The following is an 18,920-nucleotide window of genomic DNA, read 5'->3' as shown; positions in this document are numbered from 1 at the left end:
CCGTCACCGCCCTGAACGACACCCTCCCCACCGTGGCCCGCAACCTCCGTCCGACACGCCCAGCCCCCCGCTCCGCCCCCCGCACAGCGTGGGGCTGGGCATGTGCCGGTGCGCTGGCCGGCGTGCTGCCCGCCGTGGTGGCCTTTGCGCCCGCGCACTGGCTGGCCGGCGGCGTGGCCCGTGCCACCCAAGGGCAGGTGCTGTTGCTGCAGCCACGCGGCACGGTGTGGACCGGCTCGGCCCAGCTGGTGTTGACCGGCGGCCAGGCCAGCAAAGACAGTGCCGCCCTGCCCGGCCGGGTGGACTGGCAGCTGCGCCCCACCTGGGGCGGGCTGCGCGCCCGGCTGCAAGCGGGCTGCTGCACGGCGGAGCCCCTGCAGGCCCAGGTGCACCTGCGCTGGGCAGGCCCGCAAATCACCCTGGCCGACGGCCAGAGCCAGTGGCCCGCCGCGTTGCTGGCGGGCCTGGGCACCCCCTGGAACACGCTGCAGCCGCAGGGCCAGCTGGCGCTGCAGACCCGCGCACTGGCCGTGCAATGGGCCGCTGGCCGCATGGTGCTGTCGGGCCAGGCCCAGCTGGATGCACGGGCCATGTCCTCGCGCCTGTCCACCCTGCGCCCCATGGGCAGCTACCGGCTGGTGCTGCAGGGCGGCGAGGTGCCCACGCTCGCCCTCAGCACCCTCGACGGGGCCTTGCAACTGAGCGGCAGCGGCCAGTGGGTGGGCAACCGCCTGCGCTTTGCGGGCGAGGCCAGTGCCGCCCCCGAGCGGGAGGCCGCACTGTCCAATCTTCTGAACATCATCGGACGGCGCAATGGCGCGCGCTCCATCATCACCGTGGGTTGAATCTATGACTTTCCTGTTTGCTCCACGCCTGCGCTTTACTCTCAAAACAATAGCTGCCAGCGCAATACTTACTTGCGCCAGCGGCCAAATTGGCGCCCAAACGGCGGTGGACACCCGCACCGGCAGCGTGCGCCCCAGCGAACCCGTCACGCTCAACTTTGCCAACGCCGAGATCGAGGCTGTGGCCCGCACCATGGCCACCATCACCGGCCGCAACGTGGTGGTGGACCCGCGCGTGAAAGGCCAGCTCAACCTGGTGACAGAGCGCGCCGTGACACCCGCCGCCGCGTTCCAGCAGTTCCTGGCCGCGCTGCGGCTGCAGGGCTTCACGGTGGTGGAGGCAGCCGGCCTGTACAAGGTGGTGCCCGAGGCCGACGCCAAGCTGCAGGGCGGCAGCGTGAGCGTGGTGCAGGGCAACGCGGGCAGCGCGCCCGGCGGCGGGCAGATCGTCACGCAGATCTTCAAGCTCAACTTCGAGAACGCGGCCAACCTGGTGCCGGTGCTGCGCCCGCTCATCAGCCCCAACAACACCATCAACGTGAACCCCGGCAACAACTCGCTGGTGATCACCGACTACGCCGACAACCTGCAGCGCCTGGCGCGCATCGTGGCGGCCATGGATGTGTCCAACGCCAGCGATGTGGAGGTGATTCCGCTCAAGAACGCGATTGCCAGCGATCTGGCACCGCTGGTGTCGCGCCTGATCGACGGCGGCAGCGCCAACGGAGGCGCCGCCGCTGCGGCCGCGCCCGGCCAGGCCGACACGTCGTTCAAGACCACCCTGATTGCCGAGCCGCGCAGCAACTCGCTGATCCTGCGCGCCGCCAACCCGGCCCGCGTGGCCCAGGTGCGCGCGCTGGTGGCCCAGCTGGACCAGGCGCCTGCGCCGGGCAGCAGCGCCGCCAGCGGCAACATCCATGTGGTCTACCTCAAGAACGCCGACGCCACCAAGCTGGCCACCACCCTGCGCGCCGCCATGGCGGCCATGGGCGGCAACAATGGCGGCGCGGCCAGTGGCGGTGGCGGTGCCAGCGCGCCCGCACCCAGCACGGGGCTGAGCACCGGCGGCATGCTGTCCACCAACGGCAGCTCGTCCGGCAGCAACAGTAGCACCGGCGGCCTGGGCTCCAGCGCGAGCGCCATGGGCACCAGCAGTACCAACAACAACCAGCCCTCCACTGGCGGGCAGATCCAGGCCGACCCCACCACCAACTCGCTCATCATCACCGCGCCCGAGCCGCTGTACCGCCAGCTGCGCGACGTGATCGACAAGCTCGACGGCCGCCGCGCGCAGGTGTTGGTCGAGAGCCTGATCGTCGAGGTCTCCGCCAACAAGGTGGCCGAGTTCGGCATCCAGTGGCAGGGCGTTCTGGGCAAGAACGGTGATGGCACCGTGGGCGTGATCGGCACCAACTCCGGCCAGGCGGGCGCCAACATCCTGAACGTGACAGCCGCCCTGGCCTCGGGCTCCACCACCTCCATCGCCTCGGCGGCCAGCTCGCTGGGCAAGGGGCTGAACCTGGCGCTGGCGCCACGCGTCAACGGCCAGTACTACCTGGGTGCGCTGGCGAACTTCCTGCAGACCAGCGGCGATGCCAATGTGCTCTCCACCCCCAACCTGATGACGCTGGACAACGAAGAGGCGCGCATCATCATCGGCAACAACGTGCCTTTCGTGACCGGCTCGTACGCCAACAGCACGGGCAGCAGCACGGTGAACCCGTTCACCACGGTGGAGCGCAAGGACGTGGGCCTGATGCTCAAGGTGCGCCCGCAGATCAGCGAGAACGGCACCGTGAAGATGGCCATCTACCAGGAAGTCTCCAAGATCGACACCGCCACGCTGAGCAACGCCAACGGCCCCACCACCAGCAAGCGCTCCATCGAGTCGAACGTGGTGGTGGACGACGGCAACATCATCGTGATCGGCGGCCTGCTGGAAGACAGCTACTCGCAAGGCCAGGACAAGGTGCCGGTGATGGGCGACATCCCGGTACTGGGCAACCTGTTCCGCAGCGAGAACCGCACCCGCAACAAGACCAACCTGATGGTGTTCCTGCGCCCCATTGTGGTGCGCGACAACGCTACCAGCGACGCGCTGATGATGGACCGCTACGAGGCCATCCGCGCGCTGCAGCAGACCACGCAGCCCGCGCCCAGCGTGGTGATGAAGTCGGTGTCCGGCGCGCCCATCCTGCCCGCGCTGCCACAGCGCGCAGAGCCCGGCGCAGCCACGGTGCCTGCGCAGCCGCTCGCCCCGCTGCCCGCAGAAACTTCGCCACGCTGAAGGGTCGCCACGCATGCGCCACCCCCTGCCCTACGCCTTTGCCCGCACCGCCCAACTGCTGCTGGAGGACGACGGCCACCAGCTGGTGCTGTGGCACGGCCCCAGCCCCGACGCGGGCGCGCTGTCCGAAGTGCTGCGCAAGCACCCCGTGCAGCAGCTGCTGCCGCTCGATGCCCCGGCCCTGGCCCAGCGCATCAGCGCGGCCTATTCGCACAGCGAATCGAGCGCTGCCACCGTGGTGAGCGAGGTCGAGAGCGACGCCGACCTCTCGCGCATGATGCAGGAGCTGCCGGCCGTCGAAGACTTGCTGGAGTCGGCCGGCGACGCGCCCATCATCCGCATGCTCAACGCCCTGCTCACGCAGGCCGCGCGCGACGGCGCGAGCGACATCCACATCGAGCCCTACGAGCGCCACAGCAGCGTGCGCTTTCGGGTGGACGGCACGCTGCGCGAAGTGGTGCAGCCCAACCGCGCGCTGCACGCGGCCCTGATCTCGCGCCTGAAGATCATGGCCGACCTGGACATCAGCGAAAAACGCCTGCCCCAGGACGGCCGCATCAGCCTGCGCCTGGGCACCCGCGCCATCGACGTGCGCGTGTCCACCCTGCCCAGCGCCCATGGCGAACGCGCGGTGCTGCGTCTTTTGGACAAGAGCGAAAGCAAGCTGAGCCTGGAGGCCGTGGGCATGCAGGGCGACACCCTGCACCGCTTCGAGGGCCTGATCGGCCAGCCGCACGGCATCATCCTGGTCACCGGCCCCACGGGCTCGGGCAAGACCACCACGCTGTACGCGGCGCTGGGCCGGCTCGACGCCACGCGCAACAACATCATGACGGTGGAAGACCCCATCGAATACGAGCTGCCCGGCGTGGGGCAAACCCAGGTCAACAGCAAGATCGAGCTGACCTTTGCCAAGGCCCTGCGCGCCATCCTGCGGCAGGACCCGGACATCATCATGATTGGTGAAATCCGCGACTTCGAGACCGCGCAGATCGCCATCCAGGCGTCACTCACCGGCCACCTGGTGCTGGCCACGCTGCACACCAACGATGCGGCCAGCGCCGTCACGCGCCTGACGGACATGGGCGTGGAGCCCTTCCTGTTGTCGTCGTCGCTGCTGGGCGTGCTGGCCCAGCGCCTGGTGCGCAAGTTCTGCACCCACTGCCATGGCGCGGGCTGCGAGCACTGCGGCCAGACGGGTTACACCGGCCGCACCGGCGTGTTCGAACTGCTGGTGACCACGGACGCGATCCGCGCGCAAATCCACGCCCAGGCGTCAGAGGCCGACATCCGCGCCGCCGCCATGGCCGATGGCATGGCACTGATGCGAGAGGATGGCGAACGCCTGATTGCCGCCGGCATCACCAGCCGCGAAGAAGTGCTGCGGGTGACGCGGGACTGATTTGCTATACATATGATAGCAGCCAGCACATAAAGCACTAGCGCCACCAGCCAAAAACACCTGAAATTACCGGATCTGCAACGCCGGTCGGCGCGCCACCTGGGCGACGGCGGGTGCTGCGGGCGCGGGGGTGTTGAACGTGGCCGAGGGCGATGCGCCATCCTGCAGCTTGAACTGGCTGACCGCGCTGTTGAGGTGGTGGGCCTGCTCACGCAGCGACTCGGACGCTGCGGTGGATTCCTCCACCAGCGCCGCGTTCTGCTGCGTCATTTGGTCCAGCTGGGTGACCGACTGGCTGATCTGGCCGATGTTGTCGCTCTGCTCGGCCGACGAGGCGGTGATCTCCGCAATGATGTCGGACACACGCCGCACGCTGCTCACGATCTCCGTCATGGTCTGACCGGCCTGGCTCACCAGGCGCGAGCCGTCTTCCACCCGCTCCACCGACGAACCGATCAGGCCCTTGATCTCCTTGGCCGCTTCGGCGCTGCGCTGCGCGAGGTTGCGCACCTCGCTGGCCACCACCGCAAAGCCACGGCCTTGCTCACCGGCACGGGCGGCTTCCACGGCGGCATTCAGCGCCAGGATGTTGGTCTGGAACGCAATCGAATCGATCACGCCCGTGATGTCGGCGATCTTGCGCGAGCTGGTGGTGATCTGGTCCATGGTGGTCACCACCTGCGACACCACGGCGCCGCCGCGTGCGGCCACCTCGGCAGCGGTCGACGCGAAGTCGCTGGCCTGGCGCGAGGCCTGGGCGCTTTGCTGGACGGTGCTGGTCAGCACTTCCATCGACGAAGCCGTCTCTTCCAGGTTGGCCGCCGTCTGCTCGGTGCGGTGGCTCAGATCGTGGTTGCCGCTGGCGATCTCGGAGCTGGCGGTGGAGATGTTGCCCGCCGCGTCCTGCACCTGGCGCACCAGGTCACGCAGCGAGTCCTGCATGCGGCCCATGGCGCCCACCAGCTGGCCCACTTCGTCCTGGTTCATGGCCGCCACATCGCGCGACAGGTCGCCGCTGGCAATGCGTTCGGCCAGCTCCTGCGCCTGTCCGATGGATTTGGTGATGGAGCGCACGCTGAAGAACGTGAGCGGAATCAGAACCGCCAGCGCCAGCACCAGGCCCACACCGATCAGCGCGGCCATGGTGGAGGTGCGTGATTCGACGCCCGCACGGGCCTCGTCCATCTGCGCACGGGCCGAGTCCGCGAGGCTGGAGAACAGCTTGTCGGTGGCCTCCATGTGGACCTTCAGGCGATCGGCGTAGGCGCCGCCACCCGCGCCGTCCAGCTGCGCGCCTTCGATCTTCTCGAAGATGGGCGAAATGCCGGTTTCGTACTGCTTGATCTCGTCCAGCGATTTGTCGATGGAGGCCACAAAATCGGCATCGCCCGACTGCACCTGGCGCACATCGGCCAGGCGCTTGCGCAGGGAGGTCAGGGTCTTGGCCCAGGACTCGCGCAGGGCAGAGACCTCGACCGAGTTGTTGAAGTTGATGATGATGTCTTTTTCGGTCCGGCGCAGGTCACCCAGGGTGGTGCGCAGCTCGGACATGTCGGTCAGCGTCTGCACCCGCTCTGAAAACAGCACCTGCAGGGTGCCGCGCGTGCGGTCCAGGGCTACGTAGCCCATGGCACCGATGACGACCAGAAGGATCAGGGAGAAGACGGTTCCGAAGTAGAGACGCGTGCGGATGGAGAAGCGGCCGAGAGCGTTCATGGCTCTTCCTTACATTTTTTAACAGATAGTCCAGCATAGCAAATTTGGTGCCACACACACCCCCCACCTTCTGGGCCGGGGGTGGGCGGGACTATATGCCGGGCCAGGCCGTCCGCCGCACAGGGTAAGCACGGCCCAGGGGCCCTGTTTCAGGGAATCCTCGGGGCCAGTAGCTGCGCTTATTGCGCCGCTGCCATCACACGGGCTTGAGGGGGATGTACAGCTCGCCGCCGCCCTGCTGGAACTCGGCCGCCTTGGCCTGCATGCCCTGGGCCAGGGCTTCGGCCTCGGCCACGCCCTTTTGCGCGGCAAAGTCGCGCACTTCCTGGGTGATCTTCATCGAGCAGAACTTGGGCCCACACATCGAGCAGAAATGCGCCACCTTGGCCGAGTCCTTGGGCAGGGTCTCGTCGTGGTATTCCTTGGCCGTCTCCGGGTCCAGGCCCAGGTTGAACTGGTCCTGCCAGCGGAAGTCGAAGCGCGCCTGGCTGAGCGCATCGTCGCGCGAGCGGGCGCCGGGGTGGCCCTTGGCCACGTCGGCCGCGTGGGCGGCAATCTTGTAGGCAATGATCCCTTGCTTCACGTCGTCACGGTCGGGCAAGCCCAGGTGCTCCTTGGGCGTCACGTAGCACAGCATGGCCGTGCCCATCCAGCCGATCATGGCCGCGCCAATCGCGCTGGCGATGTGGTCATAGCCCGGCGCGATGTCGATGGTCAGCGGGCCCAGGGTGTAGAACGGCGCTTCGTGGCAGGTCTTGAGCTGCTCGGTCATGTTGGCCTGGATCATGTGCATGGGCACATGGCCGGGGCCTTCGATCATGGTCTGCACGTCGTGCTTCCAGGCCACCTGGGTCAGCTCGCCCAGCGTGTGCAGCTCGGCAAACTGCGCTTCGTCATTGGCATCAGAGGCGCAGCCGGGGCGCAGGCCGTCGCCCAGGCTGAACGACACGTCGTACGCCTTCATGATGTCGCAAATGTCCTCGAAGTGCTCGTACAGGAAGCTCTCGCGGTGGTGCGCCATGCACCACTTGGCCATGATGGAGCCGCCGCGCGAGACGATGCCCGTGCGGCGCTGCGCCGTGAGGTGGATGTAGGCCAGACGCACGCCCGCGTGGATGGTGAAGTAGTCCACGCCCTGCTCAGCCTGCTCGATCAGCGTGTCGCGGAAGATTTCCCAGGTCAGGTCTTCGGCCACGCCGCCCACCTTTTCCAGCGCTTGGTAGATGGGCACCGTGCCAATCGGCACGGGCGAATTGCGCACGATCCAGTCGCGCGTGGTGTGAATGTTCTTGCCGGTGGACAGGTCCATCACGTTGTCTGCGCCCCAGCGGATGGCCCACACAAGCTTTTCCACTTCTTCTTCAATGCTCGACGTGACGGCCGAGTTGCCGATGTTCGCGTTGATCTTGACCAGGAAGTTGCGGCCAATGGCCATCGGCTCGACTTCAGGGTGGTTGATGTTGGCGGGGATGATGGCGCGGCCCCGGGCCACTTCGTCGCGCACGAATTCGGGCGTGATGATGCGCGGGATGCTGGCACCCATCGGGTTGCCCATCAGGCGCTTCTCACGGCCTGCGTCGGCCATGTACTGCGCCATCCACTCGCGCTTGCCGTTTTCGCGAATGGCCACGTATTCCATCTCGGGCGTGATGATGCCCTTCTTGGCGTAGTGCATCTGCGTAACGTTGGCACCGGCTTTGGCGCGCAGGGGCTGGCGCTGCAGGGCCGCAGCCTCGGCGCGCAGCTGGGCCAGGCGGGTGGCGTCTTCGCTCTTTTGTCCGTCGTCCAGCGCCACGGGCGCGCGGCCTTCGTACTGCTCCACATCGCCCCGGCCGGTGATCCAGCCACCGCGCACGCTGGCCAGGCCTTGGCGCACATCGATCACGGCATTCGGGTCGGTGTAGGGGCCCGAGGTGTCGTACACGCTGACGAGCTCGCCGTTGGTGAGCGCGATGTCGCGCACGGGCACGCGCAGGTCGGTGTGCAGCTGGCCGGGGATATAGGCCTTGCGCGATGCGGGGAAGGGTTCGCGGGTGCGGGCGAGCAGCTCGGCAAACTTTTCGGAGGCAGCGAGCTGGGCGTGGGGGTCGGGGGCGTTCATGGGCAGGTCTCCTGGTTCCGGTGGCGGTGGGGTCTGCTCCGGAATGGACCTGTGCGCCCCTCGGGCGGCTGCGCATGGCAGCCCCTGAGGCATGGCGTGCCTACAGGGACTGCGGGCACGGGGACAAGGAGGTCGGCTCTTCTTCCGCCGGTATGAACCGGATCAAGTTCGTCGGGTTCGCAAGCTCGCCTGAATTCCTTCAGGACCCTTGCATCTCAGCGCATCAGCACACCCCGGAGCAGGCGCGAGTATAGGGCAGAGGAAAAAACGGGCCCGCAGAGCCCGCGCATCAGCCGATACATCAGGCCAGGCGGCCGATGAGAATCACCGCAAAGAAGAACACAGCGGCAATCACCGTCCACTTGAGGATGACGAGCCCCAGGCGCTTGTAGCGCGGCTGCCCGGTGCCGGCATAAAACGCAAAGGACACGGCTGCCGCCAAGAGCAGCAGCATGGCCAGCCAGCGAAAGATCAACATGGCCAACGGGCCCTACCAGGCACGCGCAGGCTGCGCAAAACCGGTGGGTGCCTGGCGCTCATCCTCGAAGGTGACCACTTCCCAGGCATCGCGCTGGGCCAGCAGCTCGCGCAGCAGCAAATTGTTCATGGCATGGCCCGAGCGGAAGGCGCTGTAGGCGGCCAGCAGCGGCTTGCCAATGAGGTACAGGTCGCCCATGGCATCCAGGATCTTGTGCTTCACGAACTCGTCGTCGTAGCGCAGGCCGTCGCTGTTGAGCACCTTGTAGTCGTCCATGACGATGGCGTTGTCCAGCCCGCCTCCCAGCGCCAGGCCGTTGGAGCGCATCATCTCCACATCGCGGGTGAAGCCAAAGGTGCGCGCGCGAGCGATGTCGCGGCTGTAGTTGCCTTGCCCCAGGTCAAACTCCACACGCTGGCCGGTGGAGTCTACGGCGGGGTGGTCGAAGTCGATTTCAAAACTGAGCTTGTAGCCGTGGTACGGCGTGAGGCGCGCCCACTTGGCGTTGGCGCCTTCACCCTCGCGCACCTCCACGGGGCGGGTGACGCGGATGAAGCGCTTGGGCGCGTTTTGCAGCTCCACCCCGGCGCTTTGCAGCAGGAACACGAACGAGGCTGAAGACCCGTCGAGGATGGGGACCTCCTCGGCCGTAATGTCCACGTAGAGGTTGTCAATGCCCAGCCCCGCACAGGCCGACATCAGATGCTCCACGGTGTGCACCTTGGCATTGCCCACCGCGATGGTGGACGCCAACCGCGTGTCCGTCACCGCCTCGGCACGGATGGGAATGTCTACCGGCTGCGGCAGGTCTACCCGCCGGAACACGATGCCCGTGTCCGGCTGCGCGGGCCGCAGGGTCAACTCGACCCGCTGGCCGCTGTGCAGACCCACGCCTACGGCGCGGGTCAGGGTCTTGAGGGTGCGTTGCTGGAGCATCCGTGCATTTTAGTTTCTGCGGCACCGCCCCGCACGCGCCGAGGTCTTGTCGGCTACGTAGAGCTACCGCCGCGTTTTCACCTACTGTGCAGGCCCCATGCTTGGTCGCAAAATTTGGTACAGAGGGCCTTGGAAACCACAACATGAACACATGAAACCCGCCCCACAGGAGACTCCCATGAGCAAGCTCAGTTTCAAGATGAAGGTCATGCTCATGATCGGCACCGCGCTCACGGCGCTGCTGATCATGGCCATCCTGTCCCTCCTCCAGGAGCGACGGCTGATCACCGAGTCCCGCAAGGACATGCTGACCACCGCCGTCCAGTCCGCCCACAGCATCGTGGTCGGCTACCAAGCCAAGGCCGCCAGCGGCGCCATGTCGGTGGAAGATGCGCAGAAAGCCGCCAAGGACGCCCTGCGCATTGCCCGTTACGGCGGCCCCGAGGGCAAGACCGAATATTTCTACATCTGGACCACGGAGGGCGTGGGCGTGATGCACCCCTTCAAGACCGAATGGGACGGGCAGGACATGCTCGGCAAGGTCAAGGACGGTTCGGGCGTGGACATCATCGGCCTGCTGGTCAACGGCATGCGCAACAGCAAGGATGGCAAGGCCTTTGTGCCCACCATGTTTGCGCGTCCCGGCCAGCAGACGCCCGTGCCCAAGCTGCAGTACATCGTCAAGGTGGATGGCTGGAACTGGATGGTCGGCTCCGGGCTGTATACGGACGACGTGGATGTCATGCTGCGCCAGGCCCTGTGGTCGAGCCTGGCGCTGGTGCTGGCGGTGTTTGTGGCGGTGGGGGTGATCGGCCTGCTGGTGTCGCGCTCGGTATTGCGCCAGATTGGCGGCGAGCCCACCCATGCCATTGCCATCATGTCCGAGGTGGCCGAAGGCAACCTGGACGCGCAGATTCCGGCCGCCCCTCCGGGCTCCATGCTGGACGGCCTCGCACACATGGTGACCTCGCTGCGCAAGCTGGTGACCGAAGTGCGCTCGGCCACCGACAGCATCGCCACCGCGTCCAGCGAAATTGCGCAAGGCAACAACGACCTGGCCCACCGCACCGAAGACACGGCCAGCAACCTGCAGACCACAGCCAGCAGCATGGAGGAGCTGACCAGCACGGTGAAGCAGACCTCCGACTCCGCCCAGACCGCCAACCAGATGGCCACGTCCGCCGCCGAAGTGGCGGCACGCGGGGGCGAGGTGGTGTCGCAGGTGGTGTCCACCATGCAGGACATCAACGCCAGCAGCAAGAAGATCAGCGACATCATCGGTGTCATCGACGGCATTGCGTTCCAGACCAACATCCTGGCGCTCAATGCCGCCGTGGAGGCCGCCCGTGCTGGCGAGCAGGGCCGGGGCTTTGCTGTGGTGGCCGGCGAGGTGCGCAGCCTGGCGCAGCGCAGCGCCGAAGCCGCCAAGGAGATCAAGTCGCTGATCGGCGCGTCGGTCGAGAAGGTGGAGTCCGGCACGGCCCTGGTGGGCAATGCGGGTGCCACCATGACGGAGATCGTGGCCAGCGTACAGCGCGTGACCGACATCATTGGCGAGATCCGTGCCGCCACGTCGGAGCAGAGCCAGGGCATTGCGCAGGTCAACACGGCCATGAACCAGCTGGACCAGATGACGCAGCAAAACTCGGCACTGGTGGAAGAATCCACCGCCGCCGCCGACAGTCTGCGCGAGCAAGCCATGAAGCTCACCCAGGTGGTGGCGCTCTTCCGTGTGAACGGCAGCACCTCCGCGCCCGCCCCGGCCAGCCGGCCCGCAGCCGCGCCACGCCCCGCCGTGGCTCCTGCAGTGCGCGCCGCAACACCCCGCCCAGCCCTGGCCAAGGCGCCGGCAGCCCCTCGCCCAGCGGCGCCTTCACCTGCCCCAGCGGCGGCATTGCCCCCCAAGGCCAGCAGCCCCAAGCCTGCGGCAGACAACAACGATGACTGGGAGTCTTTCTGATCGCTGAGAGGCCTGGGGCCACCCAGGCCTGAACGCGCGCTGAAGCACACCACACCAGTAAAAAAGCCCTGCCAGCTTGCGCTGGCAGGGCTTTTTGTTTTATGCCCCCCATCAAGGGGAGGCGAAGTGCGATCAGCGGGGCTCTCAGTCCGCCTGCTTGCGCAGGAAGGCGGGGATCTCCAGGTCATCCATGCCGCCCGACGACAGGGCATCCACGCGGGCTGCCGCCTGCGTGCGGTTGGTGCGCCACACGCTGGGCACCGACATGCTGCCGTAGTCGGCCTGTGCGCTGCCTGCATGGCCGCCTGGCACGCCCACGGCGCCACCCAGCGTGCCCACACCTGCGACGGGCATCTGGTAGGCCATGTTGTCCGTGCCCGTGCGCAGACCACCTTGCACCACCGAGATGGGCTGGCGGCGTGCATTGGCACGCGACAGGCCCGTGGCCACCACGGTCACGCGGATCTCATCGCCCAGGCTTTCGTCGTAGGCGGCACCGAAAATCACATGCGCATCGGTGGATGCGTAGGCGTTGATAGTGTTCATGGCCTGGCGCGACTCGGACAGCTTGAGGCTGCCCTTGCTGGCTGTGACCAGCACCAGAACGCCCTTGGCGCCCGACAGGTCGATGCCTTCGAGCAGCGGGCAGGCAATCGCCTGCTCGGCAGCGATGCGTGCACGGTCTGGGCCGCTGGCCGTGGCCGTGCCCATCATGGCCTTGCCGGGCTCGCCCATCACGGTGCGCACGTCTTCAAAGTCCACGTTCACCTGGCCGTATTCGTTGATGATCTCAGCGATACCGCCCACGGCGTTCTTGAGCACGTCATTGGCGTGCGCAAAGGCCTCGTCCTGGGTGATGTCGTCGCCCAGCACGTCCAGCAGCTTCTCGTTGAGCACCACGATCAGCGAGTCCACGTTGGCTTCCAGTTCGGCCAGACCATCGTCCGCATTCTTCATGCGGCGACCGCCTTCCCAGTCGAAAGGCTTGGTGACCACGCCCACGGTGAGGATGCCCATCTCCTTGGCCACGCGCGCGATCACGGGCGCCGCGCCCGTGCCCGTGCCGCCGCCCATGCCCGCCGTGATGAACAGCATGTGGGCGCCGGAAATGGCTTCACGGATATCGGCCACCGCTGCCTCGGCCGCGTCGCGGGCCTTCTCGGGCTTGCCCCCTGCGCCCAACCCGCTGTTGCCCAGCTGGATGACGCGGTGGGCCGAGCTGCGCGTGAGCGCCTGCGCGTCGGTATTGGCGCTGACAAACTCCACGCCCTGGACGCTGCGGGCAATCATGTGCTCGACGGCATTGCTGCCGCCGCCGCCCACACCGATCACCTTGATCTGGGTGCCCTGGTTGAATTCTTCGGCTTCGATCATTTCGATGGTCATCTTGGAGCTCCTGGTTCTAAATTCGTATGCAATTGCCAATTGAGAGATGGGATCATTTTTCTTGTAGTGCGTGGCGGTCCTGTACATCGCCATCGCTCGCGCGGTATCTGGTGAGGGCTCCCACGCGCTAGCCACAGGGGATATTTCATGGTCAGAAATTCCCCACGATGAAATCTTTGAAGCGACCGAATGCGGTCTTCATGGACCCACTCTTCTGAGCCACCTTGAAGCCGCGCAGGCGCGCCAGTCGGGCCTCTTCCAGAAGGCCCATCACCGTGGCTGCACGGGGCTGAGCCACCATGTCCGCCAGAGCGCTGGAATACTTGGGGATGCCGCGCCGCACGGGCTTAAGGAAGATGTCTTCGCCCAGTTCGATCATGCCGGGCATCACCGAGCTGCCGCCCGTGAGCACGATGCCCGACGACAGCACTTCTTCGTAGCCCGACTCGCGCACCACCTGCTGCACGAGCGAGAAGATTTCTTCGACACGCGGCTCGATCACACCGGCCAGCGCCTGCTTGCTGAGCATGCGCGGACTGCGGTCGCCCAGGCCGGGCACTTCCACCTGCGCCTCGGGGTCGGCCAGCAGCTGCTTGGCGTAGCCGCTTTCCACCTTGATGTCTTCGGCGTCCTTCGTAGGGGTGCGCAGCGCCATCGCGATGTCGCTGGTGATGAGGTCGCCCGCAATCGGGATCACCGCCGTGTGACGGATCGCACCACCCGTGAAGATGGCCACATCCGTCGTACCTGCGCCGATGTCCACCACCACCACGCCCAGCTCGCGCTCGTCGTCGGTCAGCACGGCCTGGCTGCTGGCCAACGGGTTCAGCATGAGCTGCTCGACCTCCAGGCCGCAGCGGCGCACGCACTTGATGATGTTTTCGGCCGCACTCTGTGCACCGGTCACGATGTGAATCTTGGCCTCCAGGCGGATGCCGCTCATGCCGATGGGCTCCTTCACATCCTGCCCGTCGATCACGAATTCCTGCGGCTCCACCAGCAACAGGCGCTGGTCGCTGCTGATGTTGATGGCCTTGGCCGTCTCCACCACGCGAGCCACGTCGGCCGACGTGACCTCCTTGTCCTTCACGGCCACCATGCCGCTGGAGTTGAGGCCGCGAATGTGGCTGCCGGTGATGCCGGTGTAGACGCGCTGGATCTTGCAGTCCGCCATCAGCTCGGCCTCTTTCAGGGCCTGCTGGATGCTCTGCACCGTGGCATCGATGTTGACCACCACGCCCCGCTTGAGACCATTGCTCGGGGCCACGCCCAAGCCTGCGAGCTTCAGCTCGCCATTGGGCAGAACCTCGGCCACCACGGCCATGACCTTGGCGGTGCCAATGTCCAGCCCCACGACGACGTCTTTGTATTCTCTTGCCATATCAGTCTATGCCCTTCTCGGTTCTGTCCCGCTGTCCCACCAAGCCCTCACACCGCCCTCTCGGGGCCTGCAGCATGCTGCGTCCAGTCCTGTTGTTCCTCATGCCATCACCTCTTGCGCACGGCCGTGGCGCCGGTTGCGTCTGCACTCACCGTGGTCACGCCCCGCAGGCGCAGCGCGTAGCCCCCGGCGTGGCGCAGGTCTGCCGACTCCAGCGCATCCACGCGGCGGCCGTACTGCGCGGCCACCTGGGTGAGGGTTCGCACAAACCGCTGCGTGCGCTGCACCACTTCCTGCGGCGTACCGCCGCCTAGCTCCACCACAGCCTCGCTGTCGAGGGTGGCGCGCCAGCCGCCCCGCCCTGTCAGCTCCAGCTCTTCCACATCCAGCCCAAGCGGTTGGAACACCGGCTCCAGCAGCCCGTACATCTGCAGCACCTCGGCCGAGGTGCCCGCTGGCCCCTGCAGGCGCGGCAGGCCTTCCTGCTCCACATCGCCCACATTCGCCTCGAAGACCTCGCCCTGGCTGTTGACCAGCGCCGAGCCGGTGTCCGGGCCCCAGTACGCCACGGCGTCGTGCTCCTGCAGCTCCACACGCAGGCTGCCGGGGTAGACCCGCCGCACCTGCGCGCGGCGAACCCAGGGCACCTGCTCAAAGGCCTCGCGCGCCGCGCGCAGGTCCACCGTGAAGAAGTTGCCCACCAGGTGCGGCGCCACGTTGGCCCGCAGCGTCACCGCGTTGTTGTGCACCAGTTCGCCCTGCACCACGATGCGTGCAATGGCAAAGCCGGGGTAGCGCAGCACCCACCACGCGCCCGCCGCCAGCACGGCCATGGCGCAGCCCACGAACAGGACCGACGCGGTCAGGTTCATGAGCTTGACGTCCAGGGGTGCGGGCAGCGTCTGATTCATCAGGCAGCCTTTGGCTTTGCGGGCGTGTCCAGTGCCGCATCCGCAAGGATGCGCAGGCACAGCTCTTCGTAGCTGATGCCTGAGGCCCGGGCCGACATGGGCACGAGCGAATGGCCTGTCATGCCGGGGGACGTGTTCATCTCCAGCAGGAAGGGCTTGCGGTCACTCGCACGGATCATCAGGTCGGCGCGGCCCCAGCCCCGGCAGCCCAGGGTGCGATAGGCCTCCAGCACGATGCGCTGGATCTCGCGCTCCTCGGCCTCGGGCAGGCCGCTCGGGCACTGGTACTTCACGTCGTCGGTGAAGTACTTGTTCTGGTAGTCATAGGCGCCATCGGGCGCCACGATGCGGATCACCGGCAACGCACGGGCATTGGCGCCCTGGCCCAGCACGGGGCAGGTCACCTCTTCGCCCTCGATGAATTCTTCGCACAGCACGTCGGGGTCGTACTGGGCCGACAGCTGCACGGCCTCCTGCATGTCGGAATAGCCGCGCACCTTGGTCACGCCGATGGACGAACCTTCGCGCGGCGGCTTGACGATGAGGGGCAGACCCAGCTCGTCGGGCACGGTGCGTACCACTTCGCGCTGCTGGCGGTCAGGGGCCAGCCACACATAGCGCGGCGTGGGCAGGCCCTCGGCCAGCCACACCCGCTTGGTCATGACCTTGTCCATGGCAATCGCCGACGCCATCACGCCAGGGCCGGTGTACGGAATGCGCAGCAGCTCCAGCGCGCCCTGCACCGTGCCGTCTTCGCCATGGCGACCATGCAGTGCGATGAAGCAGCGCGCATAGCCGTCGCGCTTCAAATCACCCAGCGCGTTCTGCGCAGGGTCAAACGCATGGGCATCGACGCCACGGGAGCGCAGCGCCTGCAGCACGCCGCTGCCCGACATCAGCGACACCTCGCGCTCGGCCGAGTCTCCGCCCATCAGGACGGCGACCTTGCCCAGCGATTTCACGTCGATATTCGATTCAGGAAGGGTCATGGTGCGCTCCCTTCACGCGCTTTCAGCTCATTATTTTGTAGCATCTCAACCACCTTGCCGGGCACGGCACCGATGGAACCGGCGCCCATGCACATCACCACATCGCCCGCGCGTGCGTTGTCGGCAATGGCCTGGGGCAGATCGGCCACGTTGTCCACAAACACAGGCTCCACGCGCCCCGCCACACGCAAGGCACGGGCCAGCGAGCGCCCATCGGCAGCCACGACCGGCGCCTCGCCTGCGGCATACACCTCGGTGAGCAGTACCGCGTCGGCATGGCCGATCACCTTGACGAAGTCTTCGAAGCAATCGCGCGTACGCGTGTAGCGGTGCGGCTGGAAGGCCAGCACCAGGCGCCGCCCGGGAAACGCGCCACGTGCGGCTGCCAGCGTGGCAGCCATTTCCACCGGGTGGTGGCCGTAGTCGTCGATGACGGTGAAGGTGCCGCCGTCCTTCGCGGGCAGATCGCCATAGCGCTGGAAGCGCCTACCTACGCCCTTGAAGCCCGCCAGCGCGCGTTGCACGGCCTCATCGGGGATGTTCAGCTCCACCGCCACGGCAATGGCCGACAGCGCGTTGAGCACGTTGTGCTCGCCCGCGAGGTTGAGCACCACCTCCATGTCGGGCAGCGTGACGCCGTTGCGCCGCTGCACCGTGAAGCGCATCTGGCCGGCATCGGCACGCACGTTGATGGCACGCACCTGGGCGTCTTCCGCGAAGCCGTAGCTGGTGACGGGGCAGGTCACGCTTTGCAGGATGTCGCGCACGGCGGGGCTGTCCACACACAGGATGGCCGTGCCATAGAACGGCATGCGGTGCAGAAAGTCCACAAACGCGCCCTTGAGCCGGCCGAAGTCGTGCCCGTAGGTCTCCATGTGGTCGGCATCGATGTTGGTCACCACCGCCATCACGGGCAGCAGGTTCAGGAACGACGCATCGGACTCATCGGCCTCGACCACGATGTAGTCGCCGCTGCCCAGTTTGGCATTGGCGCCCGCGCTGTTGAGCTTGCCGCCGATCACAAAAGTCGGGTCCAGTCCCGCCTCGGCCAGCACGCTGGTCACTAAGCTGGTGGTGGTGGTCTTGCCGTGCGTGCCCGCAATGGCAATGCCCTGCTTGAGGCGCATCAGCTCGGCCAGCATCAGCGCGCGCGGCACCACGGGGATTTTCTTTTCGCGTGCGGCCAGCACTTCGGGGTTGTCCGATGTGACTGCTGTGGACGTGACCACGGCGTCGGCACCATCGATGTGCGCGGCCGCGTGGCCGAGGCAGGTTTTGATGCCCAAGTCGGCCAGGCGGCGCAGCGTGGCGCTGTCGGCCAGGTCCGAGCCCGAGATGCGGTAGCCCAGGTTGAACAGCACTTCAGCAATGCCGCTCATGCCGGCGCCGCCCAGGCCGACGAAGTGGATGTGGCGAATCGCGTGTTTCATGCCAACTCCTCGCAGGCAGTCACCACTTCGCGGGTGGCGTTGATTTTTTGCATGTTTTTGGCCTTGAGCGCTACATCCACAAGCGTGGACCGCTCCAATTTCAATAGCATTTCAGACAGCCCTTGCGGCGTCAGGTCGCGCTGCTGCACCAGCCAGCCGCCGCCCGCATTCACCAGGAACTGCGCGTTGGTGGTCTGGTGGTCATCCACGGCCGACGGGAAGGGCACAAAGATGGACGCGGCGCCCACGGCCGCGATCTCGGTGACGGTGCTCGCCCCCGCCCGGCAGACGATGATGTCGGCCACTGCAAACGCACTGGCGGTGTCGTCGATGAAAGGCGTCAGCTCTGCCTCGACACCCGCGGCGGCATAGTTGGCTCGCAGCGCATCGATCTGCGCCGCACCGCTTTGGTGGACTACGGTGGGGCGCTGGTCGGCAGGCATCAGCGCAATGGCCTGGGGCACGATCTCGTTGAGCGCACGCGCGCCCAGGCTGCCGCCCACCACCAGCAGACGCAGCGGGCCGCTGCGGCCCGCAAACCGTTCTGCCGGGCCGTGCTGCTGTGTGAAGGCGGTACGCAGCGGGTTGCCCACCCACTGCCCCTTTTTGAACACGTTGGGGAAGGCGGTGAACACCCGGTCGGCCACACCGGCCAGCACCTTGTTCGCCATGCCCGCCACGGAGTTCTGCTCGTGCAGCACCAGAGGCTTGCCCGCGAGCACGCCCATCATCCCGCCCGGAAAGGTGATGTAGCCGCCCAGGCCCACCACCACATCGGGCTTCACACGGCGCACGACCTGCAGCGCCTGCCAGAACGCACGCAACAGGCGCAGCGGCAGCAGGGCCAGCGTGACGAGCCCCTTGCCGCGCACGCCAGAGAAATCGATGAGTTCCAGCGCAAAGCCGTGCTGCGGCACGATGCGCGACTCCATGCTGCCGGGAGCGCCCAGCCAGTGCACGCGCCAGCCGCGCGCGCGCAACTCTTCGGCAACAGCCAAACCGGGGAAGATGTGGCCACCGGTGCCACCGGCCATGATGAGGGCGGTCTTCTGCTTCATACCCGCCCTCCTCGCATCGGATGCTGCGCATTCGGCAGCG

At 66.7% G+C, this 18,920-nt stretch carries 14 protein-coding genes and 1 riboswitch; of the genes, 4 read left to right on the top strand and 10 right to left on the bottom strand.

Going from position 1 to position 18,920, the window contains the following annotated elements; translation table 11 throughout:
• Positions 1-32 precede the first annotated feature (32 nt).
• Genes gspN through C380_RS03775 form a run of 3 tightly spaced genes read left to right on the top strand, consistent with a single transcriptional unit; the run spans position 33 to position 4,534 of the window.
• Positions 33-845: a type II secretion system protein N gene (gspN, locus tag C380_RS03785; protein WP_015012568.1), complete on the top strand. Its 813-nt coding sequence runs from the start codon at positions 33-35 to the stop codon at positions 843-845.
• Between the two features lie 4 nt (positions 846-849).
• The gene (gene gspD, locus C380_RS03780) at positions 850-3,132 is read left to right on the top strand and encodes a type II secretion system secretin GspD (RefSeq protein WP_015012567.1); all 2,283 of its coding nucleotides are present in this window, start codon (positions 850-852) and stop codon (positions 3,130-3,132) included.
• Positions 3,133-3,145: 13 nt separating this feature from the next.
• Positions 3,146-4,534 carry a GspE/PulE family protein gene (locus C380_RS03775; RefSeq protein WP_015012566.1) on the top strand — a complete coding sequence of 463 codons (1,389 nt, stop codon included), beginning with the start codon at positions 3,146-3,148 and terminating at the stop codon, positions 4,532-4,534.
• Positions 4,535-4,600: 66 nt separating this feature from the next.
• Here the strand turns inward: C380_RS03775 and C380_RS03770 are convergent, their stop codons facing one another.
• The 4 genes from C380_RS03770 to lpxC all read right to left on the bottom strand — a co-directional run bounded on the left by C380_RS03770 (position 4,601) and on the right by lpxC (position 9,765).
• Positions 4,601-6,250, bottom strand: a complete 1,650-nt coding sequence (locus C380_RS03770) for a methyl-accepting chemotaxis protein (protein ID WP_015012565.1) — start codon at positions 6,248-6,250, stop codon at positions 4,601-4,603.
• 196 nt (positions 6,251-6,446) lie between these two features.
• A complete protein-coding gene (thiC, locus tag C380_RS03765) occupies positions 6,447-8,351 on the bottom strand; it encodes a phosphomethylpyrimidine synthase ThiC (RefSeq protein WP_015012564.1) in 1,905 nt (634 codons plus the stop codon).
• A gap of 122 nt (positions 8,352-8,473) precedes the next feature.
• Positions 8,474-8,597: riboswitch (TPP riboswitch) on the bottom strand.
• Positions 8,598-8,652: 55 nt separating this feature from the next.
• On the bottom strand, positions 8,653-8,829 hold the full coding sequence (locus C380_RS25220; RefSeq protein ID WP_015012563.1) for a hypothetical protein: 177 nt from the start codon (positions 8,827-8,829) through the stop codon (positions 8,653-8,655).
• A 12-nt stretch (positions 8,830-8,841) separates the two neighbouring features.
• Positions 8,842-9,765: a UDP-3-O-acyl-N-acetylglucosamine deacetylase gene (gene lpxC, locus C380_RS03760; RefSeq protein WP_015012562.1), complete on the bottom strand. Its 924-nt coding sequence runs from the start codon at positions 9,763-9,765 to the stop codon at positions 8,842-8,844.
• A 178-nt stretch (positions 9,766-9,943) separates the two neighbouring features.
• On the opposite strand from lpxC, the gene C380_RS03755 reads away from it, so the two are divergent.
• The gene (locus tag C380_RS03755) at positions 9,944-11,725 is read left to right on the top strand and encodes a methyl-accepting chemotaxis protein (protein WP_015012561.1); all 1,782 of its coding nucleotides are present in this window, start codon (positions 9,944-9,946) and stop codon (positions 11,723-11,725) included.
• A 144-nt stretch (positions 11,726-11,869) separates the two neighbouring features.
• Here the strand turns inward: C380_RS03755 and ftsZ are convergent, their stop codons facing one another.
• From ftsZ to murG, 6 genes are all read right to left on the bottom strand, one after another.
• The gene (ftsZ, locus tag C380_RS03750; protein WP_015012560.1) at positions 11,870-13,111 is read right to left on the bottom strand and encodes a cell division protein FtsZ; all 1,242 of its coding nucleotides are present in this window, start codon (positions 13,109-13,111) and stop codon (positions 11,870-11,872) included.
• A 151-nt stretch (positions 13,112-13,262) separates the two neighbouring features.
• The gene (gene ftsA / locus C380_RS03745; protein WP_015012559.1) at positions 13,263-14,492 is read right to left on the bottom strand and encodes a cell division protein FtsA; all 1,230 of its coding nucleotides are present in this window, start codon (positions 14,490-14,492) and stop codon (positions 13,263-13,265) included.
• Positions 14,493-14,599: 107 nt separating this feature from the next.
• Positions 14,600-15,403, bottom strand: coding sequence for a cell division protein FtsQ/DivIB (locus tag C380_RS03740; protein ID WP_015012558.1), 804 nt, complete (start codon positions 15,401-15,403; stop codon positions 14,600-14,602).
• Positions 15,403-16,392 (bottom strand): D-alanine--D-alanine ligase, encoded by a 990-nt coding sequence (locus C380_RS03735; RefSeq protein WP_015012557.1) that lies wholly within the window; start codon positions 16,390-16,392, stop codon positions 15,403-15,405. The genes C380_RS03740 and C380_RS03735 overlap by 1 nt, the downstream gene beginning before the upstream one ends.
• Positions 16,389-17,822: a UDP-N-acetylmuramate--L-alanine ligase gene (murC, locus tag C380_RS03730; RefSeq protein WP_015012556.1), complete on the bottom strand. Its 1,434-nt coding sequence runs from the start codon at positions 17,820-17,822 to the stop codon at positions 16,389-16,391. Before murC ends, C380_RS03735 begins: the two co-directional genes overlap by 4 nt.
• Positions 17,819-18,880 (bottom strand): undecaprenyldiphospho-muramoylpentapeptide beta-N-acetylglucosaminyltransferase, encoded by a 1,062-nt coding sequence (murG, locus tag C380_RS03725; protein WP_015012555.1) that lies wholly within the window; start codon positions 18,878-18,880, stop codon positions 17,819-17,821. Before murG ends, murC begins: the two co-directional genes overlap by 4 nt.
• Positions 18,881-18,920: the final 40 nt, after the last annotated feature.

Source organism: Acidovorax sp. KKS102, assembly GCF_000302535.1.
Classification (GTDB): domain Bacteria; phylum Pseudomonadota; class Gammaproteobacteria; order Burkholderiales; family Burkholderiaceae_C; genus Acidovorax.
Note: the sequence above shows the minus strand (reverse complement) of the source record. Positions and strands in the feature narration are given on the sequence as shown.